This window comes from Micromonospora sp. WMMD712 (assembly GCF_029581295.1).
GTDB lineage: Bacteria > Actinomycetota > Actinomycetes > Mycobacteriales > Micromonosporaceae > Micromonospora > Micromonospora carbonacea.
In genome coordinates this window covers 2,940,503-2,967,138 of the sequence record NZ_CP120743.1, presented here as the reverse complement: position 1 = coordinate 2,967,138, position 26,636 = coordinate 2,940,503, and the positions used below count along the sequence as shown (strand labels likewise).

Sequence of the window (26,636 nt, the reverse complement as noted above, 5' to 3'; positions counted from 1 at the left end):
GGCTCCCGCCCGGCGCTACCCGTGCCGGGCCCATCCGTGCCGGGCCCACGGTTGGGCGCGGGCGTTAAGAAGGGCCCCCTGCTATGCAGAATGCGTTAACAGGGGGCCCTTCCTTACACCTCGGTCACTGCTTGAGCATGTTGTCCAGCAGCAGGGCGCAGCGGATCAGGCCGAGGTGGCTGTACGCCTGCGGGTGGTTGCCCAGCCCGCGCTCGGCCAGCGGGTCGTACTGCTCGGGGAGCAGCCCCGTCGGGCCCGCCGTGTCGACCATCTGGGCGAACAGCTCCTCCGCGTCGGTGCGGCGGCCGGTGCGGAGGTATGCCTCGATCAGCCACGCCGTGCAGATGTGGAAGCCGCCCTCGCGCCCGGGCAGGCCGTCGTCCCAGTGGTAGCGGTAGACGACCGGGCCGCTGCGCAGGTCCGCCTCGATCCGCAGCACGGTGGACAGGAAGCGCGGGTCGTCGCCGGGGAGCAGCCCCGACAGGCCGATCCACAGCGAGGACGCGTCCATGTCCTCGTCGCCGTACGCGACGCTGTACGCCTCCACGTCCTCGTGCCAGCCGTACTCCAGCACGTTGGCGCCGATCCGGTCGCGCAGCTCCACCCACTCGGGCCGGTCCTCGCCGCCGTGCTGCCGCACCACGTGCAGCGCCCGGTCGACGGTCATCCAGCACATCACCTTCGAGAAGATGTGGTGCCGCGGGGGGAGGCGGGCCTCCCAGATGCCGTGGTCGGGCTCGTGCCAGCGGCGGCGGACCGCCTCGACCATGTTCTCCAGCACCCGCCACTCGTCCTCGCGGACGGTGCCCCGGGCGTCGGCGACGGCGGCGATGAGGTCGGCGATCGGGCCGAACACGTCGAGCTGGAGCTGGTGGTTGGCGAGGTTGCCGACCCGCACCGGCCGGGAGCCGGCGTAGCCGGGCAGGGTGTCGATGACCGCCTCGGCGCCCAGCTCGTACCCGTCGACGGTGTAGAGCGGGTGCAGCCGCTCGGGGTGCCCGCCGGTGCGCTCGATGCAGCCGTCCACCCAGCGCAGCAGCGCCTCGGCCTCCTCGGTGGAGCCGAGGTCGACCAGCGCCCGTGCGGTCATCGCCGCGTCGCGCAGCCAGCAGTAGCGGTAGTCCCAGTTGCGCACGCCGCCCAGCTCCTCGGGCAGCGACGTGGTCGCCGCCGCGAGGATCGAGCCGGTGGCCTCGTGGCAGAGGCCGCGCAGGGTGAGCGCGCTGCGGGCGACCAGGTCCCGGGCGGTGGTGGGCAGCCGCAGCGAGGCCACCCAGTCCTTCCACGGCTGCTCGGCGGCGGCCTGCCGCTCGTGGACCGTCAGCCGGTGGTGCTCCAGGCTGTGCGTGCCGAAGCGCAGCTCCAGCACCACCTGACCGCCGGCGGCGGACAGGTCGACGACGGCCTTCGCCGTCTCGTAGCCGCCGTCGTTGTCGACCTGCCACTGCACCCCGGGGGAGTAGAGCGCGATCGGCTCGTTGGAGCCGAGCACCAGCAGCCCGTCGCCGACCGGCTGGAGCTGCGTGGCGACCTGGCCGAACTCGGGCCGGGGGGCGAACTCCACCCGCACCGTCCCGGAGCCGGTGAGCACCCGCACCAGGGCGGAGTCGCCGGTGACGACCGCCGGGCCGTCGGGGGTGGTCTCCCGGGCCGGCTTGTCCAGCCAGTCGGTGACGGTGAGGCCCGACCAGCGGGTCTCCACGGTCATCGTGCCGGAGCGGTAGCGCTGGCCGAGCGGGATGCCGCCGCGCTCGGGGGCGACGCTGAAGTGCCCGGCCGGGCTGCCGCCGACCAGGTCGGCGAAGATCGCCGCCGAGTCCGGCTTGGGGTGGCAGAGCCAGGTGACCTTGGCCTCGGGGGTGAGCAGCGCGACCGTACGCCCGTTGGCGAGCATCGAGTGCCGCTCGATCGGGACGGCCCGCTCCCCGAACAGCCAGTGCCGCCGGGTCTCCAGCAGCAGGCCCAGCGCGCGGGCTGCCTCGATCGGCTCGCCGACGCGGTAGTCGGCCTTCGTCTCGCCGAGGCCGATCTTGATGCCCATGTCGGGGCCGTGCAGGTTGCCGAACGCGTTCTCGTCGGTGACGTCGTCGCCGATGAACAGCACGGCGCTGGCCGAGAGCTGGGTGCGGAGCTGGTCGACGGCGGTGCCCTTGTGGGTCGCCACCACGGACAGCTCGATGACCTCCTTGCCCTGGGTGACGGTGACGCCGTCCCAGGTGGCGGGGCCGGCGCGGACCGCGTCGACGGCGGCGGCGGCGACCTGCGGGTCCACCCCGCGGGTGTGCACGGCGACGCTGGCGGGCTTGCGCTCCAGCCGGACGCCCGGGTGGGCGTTGGCGATCTCGCGAAGCTCGTCGCGCAGCCGGGTGCGCACGGCGATCAGCTCGGGGGAGAGCCGCTCGACGAAGCCGATGTCGAACTCGGAGCCGTGGCTGCCGACGAGGTGGACCTCGCTGGGCAGCCGGGAGAGCGCGGCCAGGTCGCGCAGCGCCCGGCCGGAGACCACGGCGACGGTGGTCTGCGGCAGCGCCGCGAGCGCGCGGACGGCGGCGACCGACTCGGGCAGCGGCACGGCCTTGCTCGGGTCCTCCACGATCGGCGCGAGGGTGCCGTCGTAGTCACAGGCGACGAGGAGCTGCGGGACCCGGGCTATCCGCCCGATGGCCGCCCGCAGCTCGGGATCCAGCACTCCCGCGGCCGGGGCCGCCCCGTCGTGGACGGACGTGTTCACGCAACCTCCGTATCAGGCACACCGAGCTCGGTGAGGAACGACTTCGCCCAGTGCCCCACGTCGTGGGTACGCAGGTGGCGCTGCATGACCCGCATGCGACGGCGGGCCTCGGGCTTCTCCACGTGCACGGCCTTGAGCAACGCGTCCTTGACCGCGTCCGGGTCGTGCGGGTTACACAGGAACGCCTGGCGCAGCTCTGTCGCGGCGCCGGCGAACTCACTGAGCACGAGCGCGCCGCCCTGGTCGGCGCGCGATGCCACGTACTCCTTGGCCACCAGATTCATTCCGTCTCGCAGCGGGGTCACCATCATCACGTCGGCGGCCACGTACATCGCCGCCAACTCACTGCGACTGTACGACTGATGCAGGTAATGCACCGCCGGCACGCCGACCCTGCCGAATTCCCCATTAATCCGGCCAACCTCGCGCTCGACCTTGACCCGTAGGGCCTGGTAGTGCTCCACCCGTTCCCGGCTCGGCGTGGCCACCTGCACCATAACCGCGTCCGGAACTGTCAACTTTCCGTCAGCGAGAAGTTCGCGGAAGGCCTTGAGTCGGAGCTCGATGCCCTTCGTGTAGTCGAGCCGGTCGACGCCCAGGATGATCGTCCGGGGGTTGCCCAGCTCCTCGCGGATCTGCTTGGCCCGGGACTGGATCGCCGGGTCCTCGGCCAGCCGCTCCATCTCCCGGGTGTCGATGGAGATGGGGAACGCGCCCGCCTTCACCTGGCGGCCGTCGACCTGGATCATCTGCCCCTCGTAGCGCAGCCCGAGCAGGTGCCGGGCCAGCCGGACGAAGTTCTGCGCCGCCAGCCGCTGCTGGAAGCCGATCAGGTCCGCGCCGAGCAGCCCGCGCAGGATCTCGGTGCGGAACGGCATCTGCATGAACAGCTCGATCGGCGGGAACGGGATGTGCAGGAAGAACCCGATCCGCAGGTCGGGGCGCAGCTCGCGGAGCATCGCGGGCACGAGCTGGAGCTGGTAGTCCTGCACCCAGACCGTCGCGCCGTCGGCCGCGACCTCCGCCGCGGCCTCCGCGAACCGCGCGTTGACCAGCCGGTACGCCTCGCGCCAACGCCGCTTGTACGCCGGTGTCTCCACCGCGTCGTGATAGAGCGGCCAGATCGTCGCGTTCGACTGGCCCTCGTAGTAGCGCTCCAGCTCGTCGGCGCTCAGTGGCACCGGGTGCAGCCGGATGCCCTCCAGGTCGAACGGCTCGGGGGCGGGGCCGGTGCCGCCGGCCCAGCCGACCCACGTGCCCTGGTGTTCGGCGAGGACGGGGTGCAGGGCGGTGACGAGGCCACCGGGGCTGCGTCGCCACTGCCGCCCCTCGGGGGTGTTCACCTCGTCGACCGGTAGTCGGTTCGCCACGACGACAAAGGAACTACGGACGGTCACGTTCGGCCACCTCCGGGTGCTGACGGGTCCACCGCGCTGAGCGTACTGAGCGTAGCTGCGGCGTCTGGAGCCCCGTGCCGGAGTTACCTACCCGTCCCACGCTGGCCGAACCGTGAAGACGATCACGTCGCCCGCCCGGCTCACAGATCGATGATCGGCCATTCCTTCGGCAGCACCTCGCCCAGCACCTCGCGCCGGTCCGTCATGATCGGCGTCGTCGCCCGGGCGGCCTCCATCGCCGCCTGCGCCAGGTCCATGCCGCCCAGGACCCGCGACCAGCCACCGAGGATCGCGCACATGTCGTGCTCGACGGGGGTGACGACCACCTGTTCGAGGTCGCCGAGGACGTCCAGGAGCGGCCAACCGTCGCTGGTCACCTGCCGGTACGCGGCGGCCAGGCAGAGGGCGGGGACGACCACGGTCTGGAGCTTGTCCGCGAGCTTGGCGATCTGCTCGCCGACCGCCTCGGCCCCTTCGGAATAGGCGAGCAGGCAGGAGGTGTCGAGCACCAGGCCGGCCTCGCTCACGAGGCCGGCCGTCCGCGCGACGCCTCGCCCAGCAGCGCCGCCGCCTTGGCCCGCAGCTCGGGCGTGATCCTCGCCTGCGCCTCGTCGAGCCGCTGCCCGGCTTCGGTGAGACCCGCCTCGGTCAACCGGAAGCCGACCTGCCGCAGGGCCCGACGGGTGCGTTCCCCGGCCATCCGCTGCCGGACGCTCTCGGTGATGAACGCCGAGACGTTCGGCTCCTCGGCCAGCCGCTCCGCCACGTCGTCGGGAACGCTGATGGCGATCTTCTTGGTCATACCGCGAAAGCTATCCGGTTATACCGGGTGCGGCAAGGAAGCGCGCCGGGGTGGTCGCCGGGCGGGGTGATGTGGGCGCAGCTCGGCGTACCTGTCAGGATTGACGACGGCGTGCGTTGTGGCCGGCCCCCGGCCGGCGGTGGCGAGCGGCCCACCGAGCCCGCGCCCGTTCGTCGAGACCAGCAACCAACGGAGGTAGCCCGCACCGTGGCCCAGTACATCTACGTCCTGGAAAAGGCGCGCAAGGCGCACGGCGACAAGGTCGTGCTCGACAACGTGACGCTGAGCTTCCTGCCGGGGGCCAAGATCGGTGTGGTCGGCCCCAACGGCGCGGGCAAGTCCAGCCTCCTCAAGATCATGGCAGGGCTGGACAAGCCGAGCAACGGCGAGGCCCGGTTGATGCCCGGCTACACCGTCGGCATGCTCGCCCAGGAGCCCCCGCTCAACGACGCCAAGACCGTGCTCGGCAACGTCGAGGAGGCGGTCGCCGAGACCAAGGCCAAGCTGGAGCGGTTCAACAAGATCGCCGAGCAGATGGCGACCGACTACTCCGACGAGCTGATGGAGGAGATGGGCAAGCTCCAGGAGGAGCTCGACCACGCCGATGCGTGGGACATCGACTCCAAGCTCGAACTGGCCATGGACGCGCTGCGCTGCCCGCCGCCGGACGCCGACGTCACCCAGCTCTCCGGTGGCGAGCGCCGCCGGGTCGCCCTGTGCAAGCTGCTGCTGGAGGCGCCCGACCTGCTGCTGCTCGACGAGCCCACCAACCACCTGGACGCGGAGAGCGTCTCCTGGCTGGAGCAGCACCTGGCCAAGTACGCCGGCACCGTCATGGCGATCACCCACGACCGCTACTTCCTGGACAAGGTGGCCGGCTGGATCCTGGAGCTGGACCGCGGCCGGGCCATCGGCTACGAGGGCAACTACTCCACCTACCTGGAGAAGAAGGCCGCCCGGCTCTCCGTCGAGGGGCGCCGCGACGCCAAGATGAAGAAGCGCCTCTCCGAGGAACTGGAGTGGGTCCGCTCCAACGCCAAGGCCCGGCAGACCAAGTCCAAGGCCCGCCTCGACCGCTACGACGAGATGGCCACCGAGGCGGAGAAGACCCGCAAGCTGGACTTCGAGGAGATCCAGATCCCGCCGGGCCCGCGCCTGGGCAGCACGGTGATCGAGGCCAACCACCTCAGCAAGGGCTTCGGCGACCGGCTGCTGATCGACGACCTGTCGTTCTCGCTGCCGCGCAACGGCATCGTCGGCATCATCGGCCCCAACGGCGTCGGCAAGACCACCCTGTTCAAGACCATCGTCGGGCTGGAGCAGCCCACCGGCGGCGAGGTCCGGGTGGGCCCCACCGTCTCGCTGTCCTACGTCGACCAGAACCGGCAGGGCCTGGACGGCGACAAGACGGTCTGGGAGGTCGTCTCCGACGGGCTCGACTACCTGATGGTCGGCAAGGTCGAGATGCCGTCGCGGGCGTACATCGCGGCGTTCGGGTTCAAGGGGCCCGACCAGCAGAAGCCGACCAAGGTGCTCTCCGGCGGCGAGCGCAACCGGCTCAACCTGGCGCTGACGCTGAAGATCGGCGGCAACGTCATCCTGCTCGACGAGCCGACCAACGACCTCGACGTCGAGACCCTCTCCAGCCTGGAGAACGCGCTGCTGGAGTTCCCCGGCTGCGCCGTGGTCATCTCCCACGACCGGATGTTCCTCGACCGGGTCGCCACGCACATCCTGGCCTGGGAGGGCGACGAGGCGAACCCGGCGAAGTGGTTCTGGTTCGAGGGCAACTTCGAGGCGTACGAGAAGAACAAGGTCGACCGGCTCGGCGCGGAGGCGGCCCGCCCGCACCGGGTCACCTACCGCAAGCTCACCCGCGACTGAGCATGGCGGACCGCTTCGTCTACCACTGCACCCTGCGCTGGTCCGACCTGGACGCGTACGGCCACGTCAACAACTCGCGCTTCCTCACCCTCTACGAGGAGGCGCGGGTGGCGCTGATGTTCGCCGGCGGCAAGGCGTGGGGGGTCGGCTCGTTCGCCGACGGGGTCGTCATCCGCCGGCACGAGGTCGACTACCTGCGCCCGGTCGACTACGCGCTGGGCCGGGCCACGGCCGAGGCCGCCCCCACCGTCCGGATCGAGCTGTGGGTGGAGGAGATCCGGGCCGCCCGGTTCACCGTCGCCTACGAGCTGTACGACGGCGACACCCTCGCCAGCACCGCCCGCTCGGTGCTGGTCCCGTTCGACCTGGCCGCCCAGCGGCCCCGGCGGGTCACCGACGAGGAGCGGGCCTTCCTGCTGTCGTACGCCCCCGGCGGCGCGGCCGGGCGGCCGGCGTGAGCGACGCACCGGCGCGCCCGCAGCGGCCCGGCCCGGCTGGCACGGACCCCGGCCCGGCCGGCGGGCACGGGCTGACCGGGGTGGCCGACGCGGGCGCGTTCCTGGCCCGGCTGGTCCGGCTCGACCCGGCCGCGCCGGTCCGGCTGCGCCCGGCCGCGCCAACGGGCGGACCGGACGCGGCGGGCGGCCGGACGGCGCTCTGGGCCCGGCTGCCGTGGGGCGTGCTGGCCGTCCGCACGGTGGCCGGGCCGGGGTGCGGTGACGTCACGGTGGCCGCCGGGGAACTGCTGGACACGCTGTCGTCCGGCGCGGGCGGCCTGCCCGTGCGGCGGGACGCGCAGTGGCGCTGGCCGCTGCCGCCGCCGGCCAGCCGGTCGGTGGAGCTGTTGCCGGCCGGGGAGCTGTGGCGGATCGCCGAGGCGGCCGCCGGCACGCTGCGGGAGGCCGCCGCGCACGGGGTGGCCGGCCGGGCGGTGGGTCAGCGGGTGCTGCGGGACGCCCTGCTCGACCACGTCGCGGTGGTGGTCACCCCGGACGACCCGCCCGGGCCCCCCGTCGAGATCGCCCAGCGGCTGGTGCAGGGGCTGGTGCGGATGGGCTTCCTGGGGCGCCCCGGCGACGACGACACGGCCGCCGCGGGCCCTGGTGCGGGGGCCGGGGGTGGCGACGTTCAGGTGAGGACGGCCGGCCGGTGGGTCGGTCTGGTGGGACCATACGGAGCCGTGTGGTCGCAGAAGGTCGTGGATCTTGCCGTCATGCCGCTCGGGACTCATCCGAAAGTATGACCGGCGGTCGTTCTTCTGGCCTGGGGCTGCCGTTGGGGGGATGCCACAACCCGGCTGTCCGGGTACCGTCCATCCTCGGATCCAACGCACCGTAGGCGGCTGGATCCGCTGGGGAGTGAGGTGCGCGAGCGATGCCGTGGTGGTCATGGCGCCCCGGTCCCGCCATTGGCGGCGAACCGGAAACTCGAAGCGGGATCACAGTGGACAGCACCGTCCGGGTCGGACCACCGGCCCCACGTCAACCGGGCGACGACTGCCCGTCCGTCGATCGGCCGATGATCGCCGACATGTCGGCCACCATCGCGCCGGTCACCCTCCGCCGGGTCTGCGACGCGCTCGACCTGCTGGACGTGCGCTACCTGGCCGACGGCGACGGCAACCTGCTGGCCATGTGGGAGCGGCACGCGGTGCTGGTCACCCTGGAGGGGCCCGAGGACGAGATCCTGGTGATGCGGGCCCGCCCGCACGCCACGGTGCCACCGGACTGGGCCGACCGGGCCTACCGGGTGGTCAACGAGTGGAACCACACCCGACGGTTCTGCAAGGCATACATCGGTGACCCCACCGAGCGGGGGCAGCTGCCCATCTACGCGGAGCTCCAGGTGCCGCTCGGCGCCGGCGCGCACGACGCGCTGCTGGTGGAGATGCTCGACTGCGGGGCCGCGGTGGCCACCACCTTCGTGGACTGGCTGCACGACGAGGGTGCCCTGCTCTGATCCGCACGGTCCCGTCCGGGCCGCCGCCGACGGCGGCCCGGACGGGACCGCGGCAGGCTCAGGCCGGCCCGGCCGGGTCCTCCATGACGTTGACCATGAAATAGGCGGCCCGCTCCAGATAGTCCCAGAGCGCCGTGGCGATCTCCGGCGGCAACTCCAGCCGGTCGACGGCCCGTCGCATGTGGTGCAGCCAGGCGTCGCGCTCGGCGGCGCCGATCCGGAACGGGGCGTGCCGCATCCGCAGCCGGGGGTGCCCCCGCTGGGCGGAGTAGGTGTTGGGGCCGCCCCAGTACTGCATGAGGAACAGCGTCAGCCGGTCGGCGGCGGGGCCCAGATCCTCCTCCGGATACATCGGCCGCAGCAGCGGATCGGTGGCGACGCCGACGTAGAACTCGTCCACCAGCTTGCGGAAGGTGGGTTCGCCGCCGACCGCTTCGAAGAGGGTCACGGCACGCTCGGACTCACCGGTGGGATTCACCGTTCCATCCTGCCAGGTGCGGCCGGACCCGGCGGCGGCCTACCGGCCCGGCCACTGCCGACCTCGTCACAGCGGGATCACGGCGGCCCGGCGCGGCGGGGAAGGCCGGGGTGGCCCGCGACGGCAGCCCCCGGGCGGTCAGCTCACCGCCTGGCTGGCCCGGCCACGCTCGCCCGGCGCGCCGCCCTCGCGCCCGTCGCCCGGGGCGACGGGCCGGGGCCGGGGCTCGCCGGCACCGGCCGGTGCCGGCGTTGCGGCGTTGCCGGCGGCCTCCACCGCCGCGTCGATCGCCGTCCGCGTCGGCCACGCCGCGGCGGTGAGCAGCATCAGCAGCACGCCGGCCGCGCTCCACCCCCCGACCACCACCGGGATCGGGAAACGCTCGGCGAGCAGGCCGGTGACCAGCACGGCGAGGCCCTGGATCACCTGGACGCCGGTGGCCATCACGCCGAACGCCCGGGCCCGGTAGCCGTTGGGCAGCGCGCGGACGAAGAGGCCGTTGGCGACCGGGAGCAGCCCGGCGACCGCGAAGCCGCACAGGCCGGCGAGCAGCGCCACCACCAGCGGCGGCGGGTCGAGCAGCGACGGCACCAGGACGAGCGGGGCGAGCACCGCCAGCGGCCGGATCAGCACGAGCCGGCGGGCCGGGGCGACCGCCCGGCTGACCAGCAGCCCGCCCAGGATGAAGCCGACCGGGTTGGCGGCCATGATCACGGCCTGGGCGACGCCGCTGTCCATGCCGTCGTCGACGCCCTCGCGGGCCCAGGCGGCGGCCAGCCCCTCCGGCACGATGGAGAAGAGCATGGCGCTGAAGACCAGCAGGGCGATCGCCCGCAGCACCGGCGTGCCGAAGACGATCCGGAAGCCGTCGCCGGTCTCCCGCAGCAGGTGGCTGCGGTGGGCGCTGGTCATCGCCGGCGGCCGGTCCTGCACGCCGAAGCGGACCAGGGCCGCCGACAGGGCGAAGGTGGCCGCGTTGACCAGCAGGGCGAGGGTCGGGTCGAACGCGGCGAGGGCCGCGCCGACGAGATAGCCGAGCACCTGGGCGGCCTGGCCGGTGCTGCTGTTGAGCGAGAGCCCGACGACCAGCCGGTCGCCGGTCAGGATGAGCGGCATCAGCGCGGACCGGGCGGCCTGGCTGGGCGGGTTGGCCAGGGTGGTCGCGAAGAGCAGGCAGAGGATCAGCCACGGCTCGTTGCCCGGCAGGGCGACCAGCACCATCAGGGCCATCCGGATCAGGTCGCACGCCACCATCACCGAGCGGTAGCGGTAGCGCTCGGCCAGCGTGGCCAGCAGCGGGCCGCCGATCAACCAGGGCAGGAAGCTGACCGCGAACGCGGCGGCCGAATAGGCCACGGACTGCGTCTCGCGGTAGACCAGCACCGTGACGGCGGCCTTGGCGATGAAGTCGCCGATCCAGGAGAGCGCGCTGGCGGTGAAGACCGCCCTGTACTCCCGCTGGGCGAACACCTCGCGGAAGGTGGCCGGCCCTTCCTGGGAGGGTCGCTCGTCGGACACCGTGGCCTCCATCGTTCCCACGGTGGGCCACTCGTGATGGCCTGACCGGGAACCGTCGTCAGATCTACGGATCAGCGAGACGTGATCACGCTCCGGCAGGTGGCGTGCGTACCGGATTCTGCCCGATCGTCTGACAACTAGCTAGGGCGAACGGATTGATCGTCGCATCTCCGACTGAACGAACGGACGATACCCGAGGGGCCGCGAGGTCCGCGACCCCTGTATTCTCGGCCAACATATCCGCAGGTCATCGACGTTTCTCGGTGGCTCTGGCGGGTGGTGGCCCGCCCGCGGCGGTGGCGGCGGAGCCGGATCGGGGGCGGTGGGCCCGCTCAGGTGGCCCCGCCCTGGCCGGTCGCCGTGTCGTCCGGGGCCCGCAGCGGGACGCCCGGATAGAGGCGGGCGGCGGCGATCCTGGCGGTGATGCCCGAGTTCTCCAGCGCCTCGGCGAGCCGCCGGCGCAACTCCCGGCCCACCGCGAACTGCCCGTCCGCGGTGGTCTTCACCACCGTGCGGATCACCGCGCCGTCCACCGTCATCTGCTCGACGCCCAGCACGTCGGGCTGCTCCACGATCTCCGGGGCCAGGTCCGGGTCCAGGGCCACCGACGCGGCGGCCGTGCGCAGCACCGCCGTCGCCTCCTCGGTGCCGGCGAACCCGATCGGTAGGTCCACCACGACCAGCGCCCACCCCTGGCTCTTGTTGCCCACCCGGACGATCTCGCCGTTGCGGATGTACCAGAGCACGCCCCGGCCGTCGCGGACGGTGGTGACCCGCAGGCCGACCGACTCCACCACGCCCGTCGCCTCGCCCAGGTCCACCGTGTCGCCCACGCCGTACTGGTCCTCGACCAGCATGAACAGGCCGGCGATCAGGTCCTTGACCAGGCTCTGCGCGCCGAAGCCGAGCGCCACGCCGGCGATGCCCGCGCTGGCCAGCAGCGGCGCCAGGTCGAAGCTGAACTCCCGCAGGATCATCAGCAGCGCGATGCCGAAGACGAACGCCGTGACCATGCTGCGCAGCACCGAGCCGATCGCCTCGGCCCGCTGCCGCCGCCGCTCGGGGATGAACTCGCCGGGCTCGTGGGCGGCGGTCGGCACCCGCTCGCGCAGCGGACGCAGCAGCGTGGGCACCCCGTCGGCGGTGGTCCGGACCAGCCGCTTGATCATCCGGTGCAGCGCCCACCGGGCGAGGAAGGCCAGCGCGAGGATCAGCAGCACCCGCAGCGGCTTGAGCAGGATCCAGTAGCTGCCCTCCGCGAACCAGGCCGAGCCGCTCGTCTCGTACAGCCACTCGCAGGAGGTGCTGCCCTGACAGTCCGCGCTCGGCGACGGGCCCGGGGACGCCCCGGGGGCCGCGGTGGCGGGCGCGGTGACGGCCACGACGTCGGAGAGGGTGGCGAGAAACAGGCTGCGGGCGCTCACCCTGCTTTCGTACCCCACCGCCCGCGACCGGCCGGCGGCGGGGCGCGTGCCCCCGGGCGGACCGTGCGGAACCGGTCATCCTGACACAACCGCCGAATGCTTCGAGGAGGGACCCCGGATTAGTACGTGCAATCCGGGGCCTTATCAGGGACGATTGGCGCAACGGACGTCGGTGATCCCGCCGACGCCGGCGTCGTTCCGCCCTGCGCGGGTCGGCCCGGCGGGCCAGCGGCGGGAGCAGCTGGACCGGGAGGGTGAGCTCGATGCCTGACATACGACCCGCGGTGGGCTCTGGCGCGCTGGTTCTCAACGCCACCTACGAGCCGCTGTGTGTCGTGTCGGTGCGTCGCGCCGCCATTCTCGTGCTCTCCGCGAAGGCCGTCTGCGTCGCCGACGGCGAGGGGATCCTGCACAGCGCCCGCGACGCGCTCCCGGTGCCCTCCGTGGTCCGGCTCACCCGGTTCGTGCGGGTGCCCTACCGCGCCCACGTCGGGCTCTCCCGGCGGGCGATCTTCGCCCGGGACGGCTGGCGCTGCGCCTACTGCCGGGGCCCTGCCGAGACCATCGACCACGTCTTCCCGCGCAGCCGGGGCGGCCGGCACGCCTGGGAGAACGTGGTGGCCGCCTGCGCCCGGTGCAACCACACCAAGGGCGACAAGACCCCGGCCGAGCTGGGCTGGCGGCTGCACGCCCCGCCCGCCGTGCCGAAGGGGACCGCGTGGCGGGTGCTCGGGCACCGGGCCCCCGACCCGCGCTGGGCGGACTGGCTCGACCTGCGCGAGGCCGAGACCGAGGCGGCGGCCTGAGCCACCCGCACGCCCGCGCCCGCACGCCCGCGCCCGCGCACCCGCGCGGTGCCCGTCACCCGGTGCGGGCCTTCACCAGCGACGCGTACACCACCACGTTGTCGGCGTACCCCGTCTCGCCGCCGACCCACGCGCCGCCGCAGGTGATCAGGCGCAGCCCCGGGCGGCTGAAGTCGCCGTAGACCTCGTCCACCGGCAGCCGGGCCTTGGCGTAACGCCGCACCTCGTCGACCTCGAAGATCGCCACGGAGCGGTCGGCCCGGCGCACCTCGACCCGGTCGCCGGAGCGCAGCTCCTTCAGCTCGTGGAAGACCGCCGGACCGGTGCGGGTGTCGACGTGGCCGACGATCACCGCCGGGCCGTACTGGCCGGGGGTCGGGCCCTGGTCGTACCAGCCGGCCTCCTGGGCGCGGTCGGCGTCGGGCACCCCGATGCTGCCGTCCGCGGCGATGCCCACGTCGTGCACCGGGGCGTCGAGGCCGATCGGCGCGCTCGTGATGCCGACCGGCCGGCTGGCCGCCAGCACCGGGAACTTCTTCGGCGGGGGCCGCAGGCCGGCGATGAAGCGGTCCGGCAGGAGACTCTGCCCCGTCACCCGTTCGACGCCCAGCATCGCCACGATCAGCACCATCAGGGCGGCGACGAACAGCACCGGGAACCCCGGGCCCCGGCGGACCGCCCGCTGCCACCGCCGGGCGGCCGTACCGGATCGGGCCGCCGCGCCGACGGGCCCGGCGCGGCCGGGCGGCACGGCGGCGCGGCCGGGCGGTCCCACGGTGGTCACGCTGGCCGAGAAGGCCTGCCGGGCCACCCGGGCGAACCGGCCGTAGCCCCGGGCCACCAGCCGGGCCGCCGCCCGGACCGGCCTGCGCCGCGTCCGCCGGGCGCGGTCCCGCCGGTCGCGCTCGCGTCGGGTCGTGGCGGCGGCGCGGGTACGTCGGGCCATGACGGCTCCCGGTCAGGACCGCGTCCCGGTCTGCCGGCGGGAGCCGAACGCGCCGAGCCCGGCCGCGACGGCCGCCGCCACCAGGCCGCCGACCAGCAGCAGCGAGCCCGTGCCCCGGCCCTCGCCGGCCGTGCCCCCGGCGCCGGTGTTCGGGCCCTTGCTCGGCTGCGTCATGTTCAGGACGGTGAGGGTGGTGGTCGCGGTGCCGCCGTTGGCGCAGCGCAGCTCGACCGGGTAGTCGCCGGCCTGCTTGGTGCCGGGCACGGTGACCGCCCCGGTGAGGAAGCCGTTGTTCGGCCGGAGCACGACCCGCCCGAACGCGTCTGACTGCACGTCGGCCTGCCGGTTGTTGTCGTTGTCGCAGCTCGCCCGGATGTCGACGCGGGTGCCGGCCGGCGCGCTGTTCGGGGTGACCTCGACGAAGGTGTTCTCCCCGGCCCGGGCCGGCGCGCCGGCGAGCAGGACGAACGCCCCGAGCACGCCGAGCACGGTCAGCGCGGCCCGTACGCCCAGCCCGACGCCTGTGGTCCGCGCGGCGTGCCCGGCCGGCCGGGCCGGGGCCGGCGTGGGCGGCGTTGCCGGACGCATCCTGGCTGCCGGCGCGGCGCACATGGCCGGCCGGGCACGGTGTGACGTGGTGAGCCCCCGCATCGTTCCCCCCTCCCGGCGCCGAGGCACCGGAATCCTCCCCGGGACAAGTCCGCCCTGCATTCCCCCTGAGGTGGGGGCAAACCCGCCGGCGCCGGTCCGCGCGCCGGCTCGGCTGGGTGCTCGGCAGGGTGTTAGGAGGGGGCCCTTCCTATGCAGAAAGCGTTAACAAGGTGCCCTTCCTTACAGGCGGGTGACGGGGTGCCAGGCGAGGGGGGTGGAGAGGACCATCGTGCTCGACGGCTGGCCGTACGGGGCGAGCCGGTCGATCACCCGCTCGAAGTCCCCGATCGAGCCGGCCGCCACCCGCAGCACGCTGCACGCGTCTCCGGTGATCCGGTGGATCTCCATGATCTCCGGCCAACCCGGCACGTCCGGGTCGTTGAGGATGCACCGCGACCCGTAGCAGGACATCCGGATCAGGGCGACCACCGTGCGGCCGGCGCGGGCCAGGTCGACGTGCGCGTGGTAGCCGGTGATCACCCCCGACTCCTCCAGCCGGCGGACCCGTTCGGCCACGGCCGGCGGCGACAGGTGCACCCGGCGGGACAGCTCGCTGTAGGAGAGCCGGGCGTCGGCCTGGAGTTCCCGCAGCAGCGCCCAGTCCATGTCGTCCACGGGTCGCCTTCCTCTCCGAAAGGTGGATGGGGGTTTCGGCTTCGGCTTCGCAGGTCGAAGGGCGGCAGCGCCGTCGAATCGGCATTCCGTTCGGCCCGTCGACCGGGGCACCATGACGCTACCCGGCTCATGGAGGAGACGACAGGTGGAGCAGACGGACCTGCGGGTGCCCGCACCGGCCACGGTGGTCCGTCCGGCGACCCCGCGGCAGCGGGCGGCCCGGGCGGCCCGTAACGGCGGCGAACCGACCCTGGACTTCGCCGACCGGGTGCCCTACGACGCGTACGTGCACGCCAGCACCCTGCACCGGTTGCAGCAGCCGCTGAGCGACGACCCGGGCGAGATGTCCTTCCTGATGGTCAGTCAGATCATGGAGCTCTACTTCGGGCTGACCCGTCACGAGCTGCGCGAGGCCCAGCGCTGCCTGCGCGCCGACCGGGTGCGCGCCGCCCTGGCCCCGCTGCGTCGCGCGGCGCTGCACCTGGAGGGCCTCAACGCGGCCTGGAAGGGGCTGCGCTGGATGACCCCGGCCGACTTCAACCGGTTTCGCAACCTGCTCGGCGAGGGCTCCGGCTTCCAGTCGGCGATGTACCGGCACCTGGAGTTCACGCTGGGCCTGCGCGACGCGGCCCTGATCCGGCCGTTCCGTCGGCAGGCCGAGGTGCACGCCGAGCTGCGCGCCACGCTCGCCGCCCCGAGCCTGTGGGACGACGTGGTCGCCCTGCTGGCCCGCCGCGGCTTCGCCGTGCCGGCGGAGGTGCTGGGGCGCGACGTCGCCGAGGAGCACCGGCCGCACCCGGCGGTGGAGGCCGCGTGGGTGGCGATCTACGACGACGAGGAAGCAGCCGACGAGGTGGCGACCGGCGGCGGGGAGGCGGCCGGCGAGGGGAGCGGCGCGGGCGGGCCGGGCGACGAGCTGCGGCTGCTCGGCGAGGCGCTGGCCGAGGTGGCCGAGCAGTTCGGCGACTGGCGGTGGAACCACGTCAAGGCGGTGCAGCGCACCATGGGCGCGAAGGTCGGCAGCGGCGGCTCCGCCGGGCTGGCCTGGTTGCAGCGCAGCATGGCCCGGGTGGTCTTCCCCGAGCTGTGGTCGGCCCGGACGGCGATGTGAGCGGGAAGGACACGATGACCGTCGCGGAGAGCGGGGCGCACCGCCTCGACAAGGCCGACCCCGGGCACCGGCACCTGTTCCACGTGCCGCCGGCCGACGGCGGGCGCTACCCGGAGGCCGCGTACCTGGCCGGCAACTCGCTGGGCCTGCAACCCCGGGCCACCCGCGCCGAGCTGCTGGCCGACCTGGACGCGTGGGGCCGGCTCGGCGTCGAGGGGCACCTGGAGGCCGACCGGCCCTGGCTGCCGTACCACGAGCTGTTGACCGGGCCCGTCGCGCGACTGGTCGGCGCGCGGCCCACGGAGGCCGTGGTGATGAACTCCCTCACCGTCAACCTGCACCTGCTGATGGTCAGCTTCTACCGGCCGGCGGGGCGGCGCACCCGGATCGTGATCGAGGACTCCGCCTTCCCGTCGGACAGCTACGCGGTGCGCAGCCAGGCCCGCTTCCACGGCCTCGACCCCGACGCCGCCGTGCTGCGGCTGCGCCCGCGCCCCGGCGAGGACGCCCTGCGCACCGCCGACGTGACCGACCTGCTCGCCGCCGAGGGCGACACGATCGCGCTGGTGCTGCTCGGCGGGGTCAACTACCTCACCGGCGAGCTGCTGGACATCCCGGCGATCACCGCCGCCGGGCGGGCCGCCGGCGCGGTCGTCGGCTGGGACCTCGCGCACGCGGCGGGCAACGTGCCGCTCGCGCTGCACGACTGGGGCGTCGACTTCGCCGCCTGGTGCTCCTACAAGTACCTCAACTCCGGCCCGGGCGCGCTGGCCGGCGTCTTCGTCCACGAGCGGCACCTCGGTCGGGCCGACCTGCCCCGCTTCGAGGGCTGGTGGAGCACCGAGGCGGCCACCCGGTTCGAGATGGCCCCCACCTCCCGGCCCCCGGCGACCGTGGAGGCGTGGCAGGTGTCCAACCCGCCGATCCTCGCCATGGGCCCGGTGCGCACCTCGCTGGAGCTGTTCGACTCGGTCGGCATGCCGGCGCTGCGGGAGCGCAGCGTGCGGCTCACCGGCTACCTGGAGCGGCTGCTCGACGACGTCACCGCGACCCGCCCGCTGACCGTGGTGACGCCGCGCGACCCGGCCCGCCGGGGCTGTCAGCTCTCGGTGCGCGTCGGCGCGGGCAGCGCGGGCGAGCTGACCAAGCGGCTGCGCCACGAGCACGGGGTGATCGCCGACGCCCGGGAGCCGGACGTCGTCCGGTTCGCCCCGGTGCCGCTCTACTCGACGTACCACGACTGCTGGCGGGTCGCCGACGCGCTGGCCGCGACGGTCGCGGAGGTGACCCCATGAACCCCGAACGGGACGAGATCGCCGTCGTCGGGGCCGGGCTGGCCGGCTGCCTGCTGGCCTGCTTCCTGGCCCGGCGCGGCTACCGGGTGGCGCTCTACGAGCGGCGGCCGGACCCGCGCGCCGGCCGCGTCGAGCGGGGCCGCTCGATCAACCTGGCGCTGTCCGAGCGCGGGCTCGACGCGCTGCGCCGGATCGGGCTGGCCGAGCAGGTGCTGGCCGACGCGCTGCCGATGCGCGGGCGCATGATCCACCCCGTGACGTGGGAGCCGGCGTTCCAGTCCTACAGCGCCGCCGGGGACCGGGCGATCAACTCGATCAGCCGGGGCGCGCTCAACAACGCCCTGCTCACCGCCGCCACCGCGCTGCCCGGGGTGCGGGCCGCCTTCGACCACCGGCTCGTCGGCCTCGACCCGGCCACCGGCGAGATGACCTTCGAGACCCCGCAGGGCAAGACCACGGCCGCCGCGCCGGTCGTCCTCGGCGCCGACGGGGCCGGCTCCGCCGTGCGCGGGCAACTCCTCGCGTACGGGGTGCTCCAGGAGAGCCTCGACTTCCTCGACTACGGCTACAAGGAGCTGACCCTCCCCCCGCTGGGCGGGGAGTTCGCCCTCGACCCGGCGGCCCTGCACATCTGGCCGCGCGGCACGTCGATGATGATCGCCCTGCCCAACCCCGACCGCTCGTTCACCTGCACGCTGTTCTGGCCCACCCACGGCACGGCGAGCTTCGCCTCGCTGACCAGCCCGGCGGCGATCGAACGGCACTTCGCCACCCACTACCCGGACCTGCTGCCGCTGGCCCCCAACCTGGTCGACGACTACCAGCACAACCCGGTCGGGGTGCTCGGCACCGTCCGCTGCACCCCGTGGCAGGCGGGCGGGCGGGTCGGGCTGCTCGGCGACGCCGCGCACGCCATCGTCCCGTTCTACGGCCAGGGCGCGAACTGCGCGTTCGAGGACGTGGTGGCGCTGGACCGCTGCCTCGACGAGTGCGCCGACGACTGGGCGGCGGCGCTGCCGCTGTTCCAGGCGCGGCGGCAGGACGACGCCGAGGCGATCGCCCGGATGGCCCTGGCCAACTTCGTGGAGATGCGCGACAAGGTCGCCTCCCCGGTCTTCCGGGCCCGCCGCCGCCTCGACCACGCGCTGGAACGGGCCCTGCCCGGGAGGTACGTCTCCCAGTACGAGCTGGTGTCCTTCTCCACCACCCCGTACGCGCGGGTGCGGCGGCGGGTGCGCCGCCAGCAGACGGCGCTCGGGGCGGTGGCCGCCGGCACGGCGGCGCTGCTGGCCGGCGCGGTCGGCGCGGCGTGGAGCAGGGGGCGGCAGCGGTGAGCGTGACCTGGGATCCGGGCCTGATGGCCGGGCGGGCGGCCGGCGGGCCGCCGCTGCTGCGGCACTTCGTCGGCGGGGAGTTCGTCGCCGCGGGCCGGCGGTTCACCAAGCACAGCCCCGTCACCGGGGAGCCGGTCTTCGAGGTGGTCGAGGCCGACCGGTCGACGGTCGACGACGCGGTGGCCGCCGCCCGGGCGGCGCTGCGCGGGCCGTGGGGCCGGACGGGGGAGCGGGACCGCGCCGAGGTGCTGCGCCGCGTCGCCGACGAGCTGGAACGCCGCTTCGCCGACCTGGTCACCGCCGAGGTCGCCGACACCGGCAAGTCCATCAGCCAGGCCCGCACGCTGGACGTGCCCCGGGCCGCGGCCAACTTCCGGGCGTTCGCCGAGATCGTGGCGACCGCACCGACGGAGTCGTTCACCACCGTCACCCCCACCGGCGGGCGGGCGTTGAACTACGCCGTGCGCAAGCCCGTCGGCGTCGTCGCCGTGATCGTGCCGTGGAACCTGCCGCTGCTGCTGCTCACCTGGAAGGTCGCCCCGGCGCTGGCCTGCGGCAACGCCGTGGTGGTCAAGCCCAGCGAGGAGACCCCCGCCTCGGCGACCCTGCTCGCCGAGGCGCTGGCCGCCGCCGGGGTGCCCGACGGGGTGTTCAACCTGGTGCACGGCTTCGGCCCCGACTCGGCCGGCGAGTTCCTCACCCGCCACCCCGGCGTCGACGCGATCACGTTCACCGGCGAGTCCGCCACCGGCGGGGCGATCATGCGGGCCGCCGCCGACGGGGTGAAGGCCGTCTCGTTCGAGCTGGGCGGCAAGAACGCCGGCCTGGTCTTCGCCGACGCCGACCTCGACGCCGCCGTCGCCGGGTCGGTGCGGTCCAGCTTCACCAACGGCGGCCAGGTGTGCCTGTGCACCGAGCGGATCTACGTGCAGCGGCCCGTCTTCGACGAGTTCGTCGGGCGGCTGGCGAAGGCGGCCGACGCGCTCGCGTACGGGTGGCCCGCCGACGAGGCCACCGTCAACATGCCGCTGATCTCCCACCAGCACCGGGACAAGGTGCTCGGCTACCACGACCTCGCCCGCGCCGAGGGGGCCGAGTTCCGGGCCGGCGGCGGCACGCCCGCCTTCGGCGACGCCCGCGACGGTGGCGCGTACGTGCGGCCCACCGTGCTCACCGGCCTCGGCCCCGACGCCCGCACCAACCGCGAGGAGATCTTCGGCCCGGTGGTGCACGTCGCCCCGTTCGACGCCGAGGAGGAGGCGTACGCGCTGGCCAACGGCACCGAGTACGGCCTCGCGGCGACCGTGTGGACCCGGGACGTGGGCCGGGCGCACCGGGCCGGGGCCCGGCTCGACGCCGGCATCGTCTGGGTCAACACCTGGTTCCTGCGGGACCTGCGCACCCCGTTCGGCGGGGTGAAGGCGTCCGGCATCGGCCGCGAGGGCGGCGTGCACTCCCTCGACTTCTACTCCGAACTCACCAACGTCTGCGTGGACCTCACATGACCGTCGACATCGAAGCCGCCGCCCGGGAGCTGACCGAGGCCCGGTCCAGCGGCGAACCCTGCCCGCCGCTGCGCGGCCGGCTGCTGCCCGAGGGGGACGTCGCGTCGGCGTACCTCGTGCAGCAGCGCCAGGCGCGGGCCTGGCACGGCCGGGGCGAACGCCGGGTCGGTGCGAAGATCGGCCTGACCTCCCGGGCCGTGCAGGACAGCCTCGGCGTGTACGAGCCCGACTTCGGGGTGCTGACCGACGCGATGGCCGTCGCCGACGGCGACGAGGTGCCGATCGGGCGGCTGCTCCAGCCCCGGGTGGAGGCGGAGATCGCCTTCGTGCTCGGCGCGGACCTCACCGTCGGGCGGCCCACCACCGTCGACCTGCTGCGGGCCGTCGACCACGTGCTGCCGGCCATCGAGATCGTCGACTCGCGGGTCGCCGGCTGGGACATCTCCATCGTCGACACCGTCGCCGACAACGCCTCCAGCGGGCTGTTCGTGCTCGGCACCGCGCCGCGCCGGCTCGCCGACGTGGACCTGCGGCTGTGCGGGATGGTGCTGGAGCACGCGGGGGAGCCCGTCTCGGTCGGCGCGGGCGCGGCGTGCCTCGGCAACCCGCTGCACGCCCTCGGCTGGCTCGCCGGCACCCTCGCCCGCGCCGGCGACCCGCTGCGCGCCGGCGACGTGGTGCTCTCCGGGGCACTCGGGCCGATGGTGCCGGTGACGCCCGGCGCGGCGTACGAGGCGCGGATCTCCGGGCTCGGCTCGGTGCGGACCTGCTTCAGCGAGGAGAAGTCATGATCGGGGTGGACACCGCCGGCATCGCCGCGAGGCTGGGCGAGGCGGCCGACACGGCCACCGCCATCGGCCAGCTCGCCGCCGAGACCGGCCTCGACGTCGACGGCGCGTACGCGGTGCAGACCGCCCTCGTGCAGCGCCGGCTCGACCGGGGCGAACGCCTCGTCGGGCTGAAGATGGGGCTGACCAGCCGCGCGAAGATGGCCCAGGTCGGCGTCGACGAGGTGATCTGGGGGCGGCTCACCGACGTGATGCGGGTGCCCGACGGCGGCACGGTCGACGTGGCCGACTTCATCCACCCCCGGGTCGAGCCGGAGGTGGCGTTCCTGCTGGACCGGGTGCCCGAGCCGGGCGAGCCCGTCGGGTCGTTCGCCGACGCGGTGCGCGCCGTGGCCCCGGCGATCGAGCTGATCGACTCCCGGTACGCGAACTTCGCCTTCTCCCTGCCGGACGTGATCGCCGACAACACCTCGGCGGGGGCGTTCGTGATCGGGCCGTGGTCGCCGGTGCCCGAGGGGCTGGACAACCTCGGCGTGCTGCTGGAGGTCGACGGGCGCATCGCGCAGGTCGGCTCGACCGCGGCGATCCTCGGCGACCCGCGCCGGGCCCTGGACGAGGGGCTGCGCCTCGCCGGCCGGCACGGGGTGCGGCTGCGCTCCGGCTGGGTGTTCCTCGCCGGGGCCGCCACGGCCGCCGTGCCGCTGCGGCCGGGCGCGCACGTGCGGGCCGTCGTGGAGAAGCTCGGCGTCGCGTCGCTGCGGGCCGCGTCGTGATCGCGGTGGTGGTGGAGGTGGGGGGTGCCGGGCAGCCCGACCCGCTCCGGGCGGTCAGGCTTGATCCCTCCGCGGGTCGGGCTGCCCGGCACCCCTTCGTGGTCAGGGTCGTCGCGGGCGTCGCGGTGCGGGGAGGTGGTTCCTGGTGAGTGGGTCAGGGCGGGTCGTCGCGGGGAAGGCCGTGCCGCGGGGGGCGTTTCCGCACGTCAAGGTGGCGGGTGGGTTCGTCTTCGTCTCCGGTACGTCGTCGCGGCGGCCCGACAACACGTTCGCCGGGGTCGCCGTGGACGAGTTCGGCACCACCGACCTGGACATCCGGGAGCAGACCCGGGCGGTCGTCGGCAACCTGCGGGACCTGCTGCGCTCGGTCGGCGCGGACCTGGCCGACCTGGTGCAGGTCACCTCCTACCTGGTCAACATGAACGACTTCGGGGGCTACAACGAGGTGTGGGCCGAGTTCTTCGACGCGGACGGGCCGACCCGGACCACGGTGGCCGTGCACCAGCTTCCGCACCCGCACCTGCTGATCGAGATGCAGGCCGTGGCACTTCTTCCGCCGGACGGTCGGTCGTGAGTCCGGAAGGTCGGCCGTGAGTTCGGAAGGTCAGTCGTGACTTCGGGAGGTCAGTCGTGAGTGAGATCGTCGAGCCGTTCAGCTTCCCCTGCTGGATCGCCGAGAACCAGCACCTGCTGAAGCCGCCCGTGGGCAACAAGGAGATGTTCCCCGGCGGCGACGACTTCATCGTGATGGTCGTGGGCGGGCCCAACCAGCGCACCGACTTCCACGTCGACCCGTACGAGGAGTTCTTCTACCAGGTCAAGGGCAACATGCACGTCAACCTGATGACGCCCGAGGGGCCGCGTACGGTGCACGTGCGTGAGGGGCAGATGTGGATGCTGCCGCGCGACACCCCGCACTCGCCGCAGCGCCCCGAGCCCGGCTCGATCGGCGTGGTCGTCGAGCGGGTCCGCGAGGAGGGCACGCTGGAGAAGTTCCAGTGGTACTGCCCGCAGTGCGGGGCGAAGGTGCACGAGGTCGAGTTGCAGGTCCGCGACATCGCCGCCGACCTGCCCCCGGTGTTCGGCGCGTTCTACGCCGACGAGGCCGCCCGCACCTGCGGCGAGTGCGGCGCGCTGCACCCGGGCAAGGGCTGATGACAGCCGGCCCCGTGGCGCGGCAGCCTGCGGCGGAGCGGCCCGTCGTGGACGTGCACACGCACGTCGTACCGAAGGGGTGGCCGGACCTCGGCGCGGCGTGCGGCGGGTCCGGCTGGCCCTGGCTGCGGGTCGACTCCGAGCGGGCCGCCATGATCATGGTGGGGGAGACGGAGTTCCGGCCGGTCGGGGCGGAGTGCTGGGACGCGCCGACCCGGCTGGCCGACATGGCCGCCGACGGGGTCGACGTGCAGGTGGTGTCGCCGACGCCGGTCTTCTTCGGCTACGACCGGCCCGCCGGCCAGGCGGCGAAGGTCGCCCGGATCTTCAACGACCTGACCCTGGAGGTCACGGCCGGCGGCGGCGACCGGCTCGTGCCGTTCTGCCAGGTGCCGTTGCAGGACCCGGACGCGGCCTGCGCCGAGCTGGACCGCTGCCTCGCGGCCGGGCACGTCGGGGTGGAGATCGGCAACCACGTCGGCGACCGCGACCTCGACGACGCGGGCGTGGTCACCTTCCTCCAGCACTGCGCGCACGTCGGCGCGCCCGTCTTCGTGCACCCGTGGGACATGCCGGACGGTCCCCGGCTCGACCGGTGGATGGCCCGCTGGTTGACCGGGATGCCCGCCGAGACGCACCTGTCGGTGCTGGCGATGATCCTCGGCGGGGTGTTCGACCGGGTGCCGGAGACGCTGCGGATCTGCTTCGCCCACGGCGGCGGCAGCTTCCCGTTCTGGCTGGGCCGCGCCGACAACGCCTGGCACCGCCGGGGCGACCTGGTCCGGGGCGCGTCGGCCGCCCCGCCCAGCGCGTACGTCGACCGGTTCTGCGTCGACTCGGTGGTGTTCGCCCCGGCGGCGCTGCGGCTGCTCGTCGACACGATGGGGGAGGACCGGGTGCTGGTCGGCAGCGACTACCCGTACCCGCTGGGGGAGCGGCCGGCGGGGCGGGTGGTCCGCGAGGCCGACTTCCTCACCGTCGGGCAGCGCGCCAAGCTCCTCTCCACCAACGCCCTGCGCTTCCTCGGCCTCGAACGGCGGTTCGCCATCCAGGAGCTGCTGTCGATCGACCGCGACTGGACGGGCCTGCTGGAGGACGACAAGACGCCGCGGTCCTGACCTGCTCGGTCGTGTCGGGCGGCGGGGCGGGGCGGGGTCGGGCAGGATGACGGGGTGGCCGAGCTGCACGACCTGACCGCCCTGGAGCAGGGCGCCGCGATCGCGCGCGGCGAGTGCTCCAGCGCGGACCTGGTCGAGCACCACCTGGCCCGGGTCGACGCGCTCGGCGACACCGTCGGCGCGTTCGTCACCGTCACCGGCGAGGCGGCCCGCCAGGCGGCGCGGGCGGCCGACGCCGCCCCGGCGCAGGGGCGCGGCCCGCTGCACGGCGTGCCCACCGCGATCAAGGACCTGACGCTCACCGCCGGGGTGCGCACCACGTTCGGCTCGGCGGCCTTCGCCGACCTGGTGCCCCCGGTCGACGCCGACGTCGTCCGGCTGATCCGCGCCGCCGGGCTGGTCAGCCTCGGCAAGACCACCACCAGCGAGCTGGGCTGCTCGCTCTACTCCGAGGGCCTGGTCGCGCCGCCGGCCCGCAACCCGTGGGACCTGGCCTACACGGCCGGCGGGTCCTCCGGCGGCGCGGCGGCGGCCGTCGCGGCCGGGCTGGTCCCCGTCGCCCAGGGCTCCGACGGCGGCGGCTCGCTGCGCATCCCCGCCTCGCTGTGCGGCCTCGTCGGCCACAAGCCGAGCCGGGGCACGGTCCCCGGCGGGCCGGTGGGCTTCGGCGCGTTCGGGCTGCCGATCAACGGGCCGCTGGGGCGCACCGTCGCCGACGTCGCCGCGCTGCTCGACGTCATGGCGGTGCCGGTGCCCGGCGAGCCCTACCTGCCGCCGCCCGCGCCCGACGGCGGCTACCTCGGCGCGGCCCGCGGCGCCGCGCCCGGCCGGCTGCGGGTCGGCCGGTTCACCGCCCCGATGCTCGCCGACGAGCCCGTCCACCCCGACTGCGTGGCCGCCGTCGACACCGCCGCCGCGCTGCTCGCCGAGGCCGGGCACGAGGTGGTGGACGTCCCCGCGCCGTTCGGCCCCGAGGTGTGGCCGCTGTTCGAGATCGTGTGGTATGTCCTGGCGCTCGCCCCCGTCCCGCCCGAGCGGGAGAGCCGCCTGCTGCCGCTGACCCGGCTCCTGCGTTCCCGTGGCGCGGAGATCTCCGCCGGCACCCTGACGAGCACCCTCGGTGAGCTCCAGGCGCAGGCGCGGCGGGCCGCCCACCGCACCGCCGGCTGCGACCTGCTGCTCTGCCCGACCCTCGCAGCGCCGCAGGCCGAGGTGGGCTGGTTCACCGCCGACGGCGACCCCGAGCGCGACTTCGACAGGCAACGGCGGTTCTCGCCGTACTGCGCCGTGTTCAACGTCACGGGGCAACCGTCCGTGTCGCTGCCGCTGGGGCGCACGGCCGGGGGGCTGCCCGTCGGGGTTCTGCTCACCGGCCGCTACGGCGCCGACGCGACCCTGATCGGCGTCGCCGCGCAGCTTGAGCACGCCAGTGGCGGGTGGGATCGCCACCCCGCAGTCTGGCGGGCCGTGGGCTCCGCTAACGTGAATACGAGCGGAGTCGGCGAGCCGATGTCATGATCGTCCAACCGACCCGGAAGTTCCTGGTCTCTCTTTCCGCCTGGGGGCGTTGGGATTGTCTGTTACCGAGACGTTGCTGGTCTTCGTCGGCATCCCGGCGGCCGTGGTGCTGGTGATCACCGCGCTGGCGTTCGCCGGCGGCCGTTCCTCCGGTGGCGGTGCCAAGCGCTACCGGCCGGGTCGACCCTTCGACTTCACTCCGGTCTGGTTCCTGGGCCGTCCGGAGCAGCTGGCCGACTCGGCCGGCACCGCGCTGGCGGCGGGCGCGCAGGCGCCGGCGCTGACCAGCCACAAGCTTGACCGGGCCGGCGTCGAGGCGCCGGCCGGTGGAACCGGAGGCGCAAGTGACCGTTGGTGAGAAGCAGGCCGAGGCGGGCACCCCGCCCGAGGTGCTGGACGGGCCGTTCTCGACCCGCCAGCTGCTGCGCATCGACGAGGCGCTCCGCCTGGCCGACCAGGGGACCGGGCTGGTCTTCTCGGTCTACGTCGGCGGGCTCGACGAGCCGATCCGCGCGCACGCCCAGCGGCTGCACCGCCAGCTCGCCGACCCCGACCGGTCGGTGCTGATCGCGGTGTCGCCCAACCAGCGCCAGCTGGAGATCGTCACCGGGCGGCAGGCCCGCAAGCGCATCCCCGACACCTACGCGAAGCTCGCCGCGCTCTCCATGGTGGCGGCCTTCGGCGGCGGCGACCTGGCCGGCGGCATCATCAGCGGCCTCGACCAGCTCGCCAGCCACGCCGGCCGGGCGTAAGGAAGGGCCCCTTCCTAACGCATACGGTCGAGAAGGGCACCCTTCTCACCAGCCGCACGGCGAGCACCACCGCACG

The 26,636-nt window shown here is 74.0% G+C and carries 27 protein-coding genes; 17 read left to right on the top strand and 10 right to left on the bottom strand.

The features are described from left to right. Positions 1-124: 124 nt before the first annotated feature. The 4 genes from otsB to O7633_RS12470 form a co-directional block, all read right to left on the bottom strand. Entirely contained in the window at positions 125-2,731 is a 2,607-nt protein-coding gene (gene otsB / locus O7633_RS12485; protein WP_282327940.1) for a trehalose-phosphatase, read from the bottom strand. Next, the gene (locus O7633_RS12480; RefSeq protein ID WP_074477581.1) at positions 2,728-4,128 is read right to left on the bottom strand and encodes a trehalose-6-phosphate synthase; all 1,401 of its coding nucleotides are present in this window, start codon (positions 4,126-4,128) and stop codon (positions 2,728-2,730) included. Before O7633_RS12480 ends, otsB begins: the two co-directional genes overlap by 4 nt. 140 nt (positions 4,129-4,268) lie before the next feature. After that, on the bottom strand, positions 4,269-4,655 hold the full coding sequence (locus O7633_RS12475; protein ID WP_282327939.1) for a hypothetical protein: 387 nt from the start codon (positions 4,653-4,655) through the stop codon (positions 4,269-4,271). After that, positions 4,652-4,930, bottom strand: coding sequence for a hypothetical protein (locus O7633_RS12470; RefSeq protein ID WP_282327938.1), 279 nt, complete (start codon positions 4,928-4,930; stop codon positions 4,652-4,654). The genes O7633_RS12475 and O7633_RS12470 overlap by 4 nt, the downstream gene beginning before the upstream one ends. Positions 4,931-5,137: 207 nt before the next feature. Here O7633_RS12470 and ettA point away from each other — a divergent pair, with 207 nt between their 5' ends. The 4 genes from ettA (at position 5,138) to O7633_RS12450 (ending at position 8,773) form a co-directional block, all read left to right on the top strand. After that, on the top strand, positions 5,138-6,814 hold the full coding sequence (gene ettA, locus O7633_RS12465; RefSeq protein ID WP_074477584.1) for an energy-dependent translational throttle protein EttA: 1,677 nt from the start codon (positions 5,138-5,140) through the stop codon (positions 6,812-6,814). A gap of 2 nt (positions 6,815-6,816) precedes the next feature. Further along, complete coding sequence (locus O7633_RS12460) at positions 6,817-7,272, top strand: thioesterase family protein (protein WP_278128869.1); 456 nt, start codon at positions 6,817-6,819, stop codon at positions 7,270-7,272. A gap of 71 nt (positions 7,273-7,343) precedes the next feature. Further along, a complete protein-coding gene (locus tag O7633_RS12455) occupies positions 7,344-8,057 on the top strand; it encodes a hypothetical protein (RefSeq protein ID WP_282328541.1) in 714 nt (237 codons plus the stop codon). A gap of 131 nt (positions 8,058-8,188) precedes the next feature. Further along, positions 8,189-8,773 carry a YbjN domain-containing protein gene (locus tag O7633_RS12450; RefSeq protein WP_074477590.1) on the top strand — a complete coding sequence of 195 codons (585 nt, stop codon included), beginning with the start codon at positions 8,189-8,191 and terminating at the stop codon, positions 8,771-8,773. A 58-nt stretch (positions 8,774-8,831) separates the two neighbouring features. Here O7633_RS12450 and O7633_RS12445 read toward each other — a convergent pair whose 3' ends face one another. The 3 genes from O7633_RS12445 to O7633_RS12435 form a co-directional block, all read right to left on the bottom strand. Beyond that, positions 8,832-9,251 carry a globin gene (locus O7633_RS12445; protein WP_282327937.1) on the bottom strand — a complete coding sequence of 140 codons (420 nt, stop codon included), beginning with the start codon at positions 9,249-9,251 and terminating at the stop codon, positions 8,832-8,834. Between the two features lie 138 nt (positions 9,252-9,389). Beyond that, positions 9,390-10,781, bottom strand: coding sequence for an MFS transporter (locus tag O7633_RS12440; protein WP_282327936.1), 1,392 nt, complete (start codon positions 10,779-10,781; stop codon positions 9,390-9,392). A gap of 320 nt (positions 10,782-11,101) precedes the next feature. Next, a complete protein-coding gene (locus O7633_RS12435) occupies positions 11,102-12,193 on the bottom strand; it encodes a mechanosensitive ion channel family protein (protein WP_278128865.1) in 1,092 nt (363 codons plus the stop codon). Between the two features lie 263 nt (positions 12,194-12,456). On the opposite strand from O7633_RS12435, the gene O7633_RS12430 reads away from it, so the two are divergent. Then, positions 12,457-12,999 carry an HNH endonuclease gene (locus O7633_RS12430; protein ID WP_074477598.1) on the top strand — a complete coding sequence of 181 codons (543 nt, stop codon included), beginning with the start codon at positions 12,457-12,459 and terminating at the stop codon, positions 12,997-12,999. 55 nt (positions 13,000-13,054) lie between these two features. On the opposite strand, the gene O7633_RS12425 is transcribed toward O7633_RS12430, so the two are convergent. The 3 genes from O7633_RS12425 to O7633_RS12415 form a co-directional block, all read right to left on the bottom strand. Continuing rightward, the gene (locus O7633_RS12425) at positions 13,055-13,945 is read right to left on the bottom strand and encodes a class F sortase (protein ID WP_282327935.1); all 891 of its coding nucleotides are present in this window, start codon (positions 13,943-13,945) and stop codon (positions 13,055-13,057) included. A gap of 12 nt (positions 13,946-13,957) precedes the next feature. After that, entirely contained in the window at positions 13,958-14,434 is a 477-nt protein-coding gene (locus O7633_RS12420) for a hypothetical protein (protein WP_282328540.1), read from the bottom strand. Positions 14,435-14,776: 342 nt separating this feature from the next. Next, a complete protein-coding gene (locus tag O7633_RS12415) occupies positions 14,777-15,211 on the bottom strand; it encodes an Lrp/AsnC family transcriptional regulator (protein WP_043966285.1) in 435 nt (144 codons plus the stop codon). Between the two features lie 145 nt (positions 15,212-15,356). On the opposite strand from O7633_RS12415, the gene O7633_RS12410 reads away from it, so the two are divergent. From O7633_RS12410 to O7633_RS12355, 12 genes are all read left to right on the top strand, one after another. Continuing rightward, positions 15,357-16,322 (top strand): tryptophan 2,3-dioxygenase family protein, encoded by a 966-nt coding sequence (locus O7633_RS12410; RefSeq protein WP_282327934.1) that lies wholly within the window; start codon positions 15,357-15,359, stop codon positions 16,320-16,322. 14 nt (positions 16,323-16,336) lie between these two features. Continuing rightward, a complete protein-coding gene (gene kynU / locus O7633_RS12405; protein WP_178066150.1) occupies positions 16,337-17,617 on the top strand; it encodes a kynureninase in 1,281 nt (426 codons plus the stop codon). Continuing rightward, the gene (locus O7633_RS12400; protein WP_282327933.1) at positions 17,614-18,951 is read left to right on the top strand and encodes an NAD(P)/FAD-dependent oxidoreductase; all 1,338 of its coding nucleotides are present in this window, start codon (positions 17,614-17,616) and stop codon (positions 18,949-18,951) included. The genes kynU and O7633_RS12400 overlap by 4 nt, the downstream gene beginning before the upstream one ends. Before the next feature lie 23 nt (positions 18,952-18,974). Next, positions 18,975-20,456, top strand: coding sequence for a 2-hydroxymuconic semialdehyde dehydrogenase (locus tag O7633_RS12395; protein ID WP_282328539.1), 1,482 nt, complete (start codon positions 18,975-18,977; stop codon positions 20,454-20,456). Then, positions 20,453-21,247, top strand: coding sequence for a fumarylacetoacetate hydrolase family protein (locus tag O7633_RS12390; RefSeq protein WP_282327932.1), 795 nt, complete (start codon positions 20,453-20,455; stop codon positions 21,245-21,247). The genes O7633_RS12395 and O7633_RS12390 overlap by 4 nt, the downstream gene beginning before the upstream one ends. Then, complete coding sequence (locus tag O7633_RS12385) at positions 21,244-22,017, top strand: fumarylacetoacetate hydrolase family protein (protein WP_282327931.1); 774 nt, start codon at positions 21,244-21,246, stop codon at positions 22,015-22,017. The genes O7633_RS12390 and O7633_RS12385 overlap by 4 nt, the downstream gene beginning before the upstream one ends. Positions 22,018-22,162: 145 nt before the next feature. Further along, on the top strand, positions 22,163-22,591 hold the full coding sequence (locus O7633_RS12380) for a RidA family protein (protein ID WP_282327930.1): 429 nt from the start codon (positions 22,163-22,165) through the stop codon (positions 22,589-22,591). Between the two features lie 56 nt (positions 22,592-22,647). Next, positions 22,648-23,172 carry a 3-hydroxyanthranilate 3,4-dioxygenase gene (locus O7633_RS12375; RefSeq protein ID WP_282327929.1) on the top strand — a complete coding sequence of 175 codons (525 nt, stop codon included), beginning with the start codon at positions 22,648-22,650 and terminating at the stop codon, positions 23,170-23,172. Further along, a complete protein-coding gene (locus O7633_RS12370; protein ID WP_282327928.1) occupies positions 23,172-24,290 on the top strand; it encodes an amidohydrolase family protein in 1,119 nt (372 codons plus the stop codon). The genes O7633_RS12375 and O7633_RS12370 overlap by 1 nt, the downstream gene beginning before the upstream one ends. Positions 24,291-24,344: 54 nt before the next feature. Next, on the top strand, positions 24,345-25,808 hold the full coding sequence (locus O7633_RS12365) for an amidase (RefSeq protein ID WP_282327927.1): 1,464 nt from the start codon (positions 24,345-24,347) through the stop codon (positions 25,806-25,808). A gap of 73 nt (positions 25,809-25,881) precedes the next feature. Continuing rightward, positions 25,882-26,166, top strand: coding sequence for a hypothetical protein (locus O7633_RS12360; RefSeq protein WP_278136229.1), 285 nt, complete (start codon positions 25,882-25,884; stop codon positions 26,164-26,166). Then, positions 26,153-26,560, top strand: a complete 408-nt coding sequence (locus O7633_RS12355; protein WP_043966300.1) for a DUF5130 family protein — start codon at positions 26,153-26,155, stop codon at positions 26,558-26,560. Before O7633_RS12360 ends, O7633_RS12355 begins: the two co-directional genes overlap by 14 nt. Positions 26,561-26,636 lie beyond the last annotated feature (76 nt).

Bases quoted from the DNA above. Each gene is read 5' to 3' on its own strand.
- O7633_RS12390 (WP_282327932.1), top strand. From the start codon at position 20,453: ATGACCGTCGACATCGAAGCCGCCGCCCGGGAGCTGACCGAGGCCCGG.
- O7633_RS12385 (WP_282327931.1), top strand. From the start codon at position 21,244: ATGATCGGGGTGGACACCGCCGGCATCGCCGCGAGGCTGGGCGAGGCG.
- O7633_RS12430 (WP_074477598.1), top strand. From the start codon at position 12,457: ATGCCTGACATACGACCCGCGGTGGGCTCTGGCGCGCTGGTTCTCAAC.
- O7633_RS12470 (WP_282327938.1), bottom strand. From the start codon at position 4,930: ATGACCAAGAAGATCGCCATCAGCGTTCCCGACGACGTGGCGGAGCGG.
- O7633_RS12370 (WP_282327928.1), top strand. From the start codon at position 23,172: ATGACAGCCGGCCCCGTGGCGCGGCAGCCTGCGGCGGAGCGGCCCGTC.
- O7633_RS12400 (WP_282327933.1), top strand. From the start codon at position 17,614: ATGAACCCCGAACGGGACGAGATCGCCGTCGTCGGGGCCGGGCTGGCC.
- O7633_RS12460 (WP_278128869.1), top strand. From the start codon at position 6,817: ATGGCGGACCGCTTCGTCTACCACTGCACCCTGCGCTGGTCCGACCTG.
- O7633_RS12425 (WP_282327935.1), bottom strand. From the start codon at position 13,945: ATGGCCCGACGTACCCGCGCCGCCGCCACGACCCGACGCGAGCGCGAC.
- O7633_RS12450 (WP_074477590.1), top strand. From the start codon at position 8,189: ATGCCGTGGTGGTCATGGCGCCCCGGTCCCGCCATTGGCGGCGAACCG.
- O7633_RS12395 (WP_282328539.1), top strand. From the start codon at position 18,975: ATGGCCGGGCGGGCGGCCGGCGGGCCGCCGCTGCTGCGGCACTTCGTC.
- kynU (WP_178066150.1), top strand. From the start codon at position 16,337: ATGACCGTCGCGGAGAGCGGGGCGCACCGCCTCGACAAGGCCGACCCC.
- O7633_RS12440 (WP_282327936.1), bottom strand. From the start codon at position 10,781: ATGGAGGCCACGGTGTCCGACGAGCGACCCTCCCAGGAAGGGCCGGCC.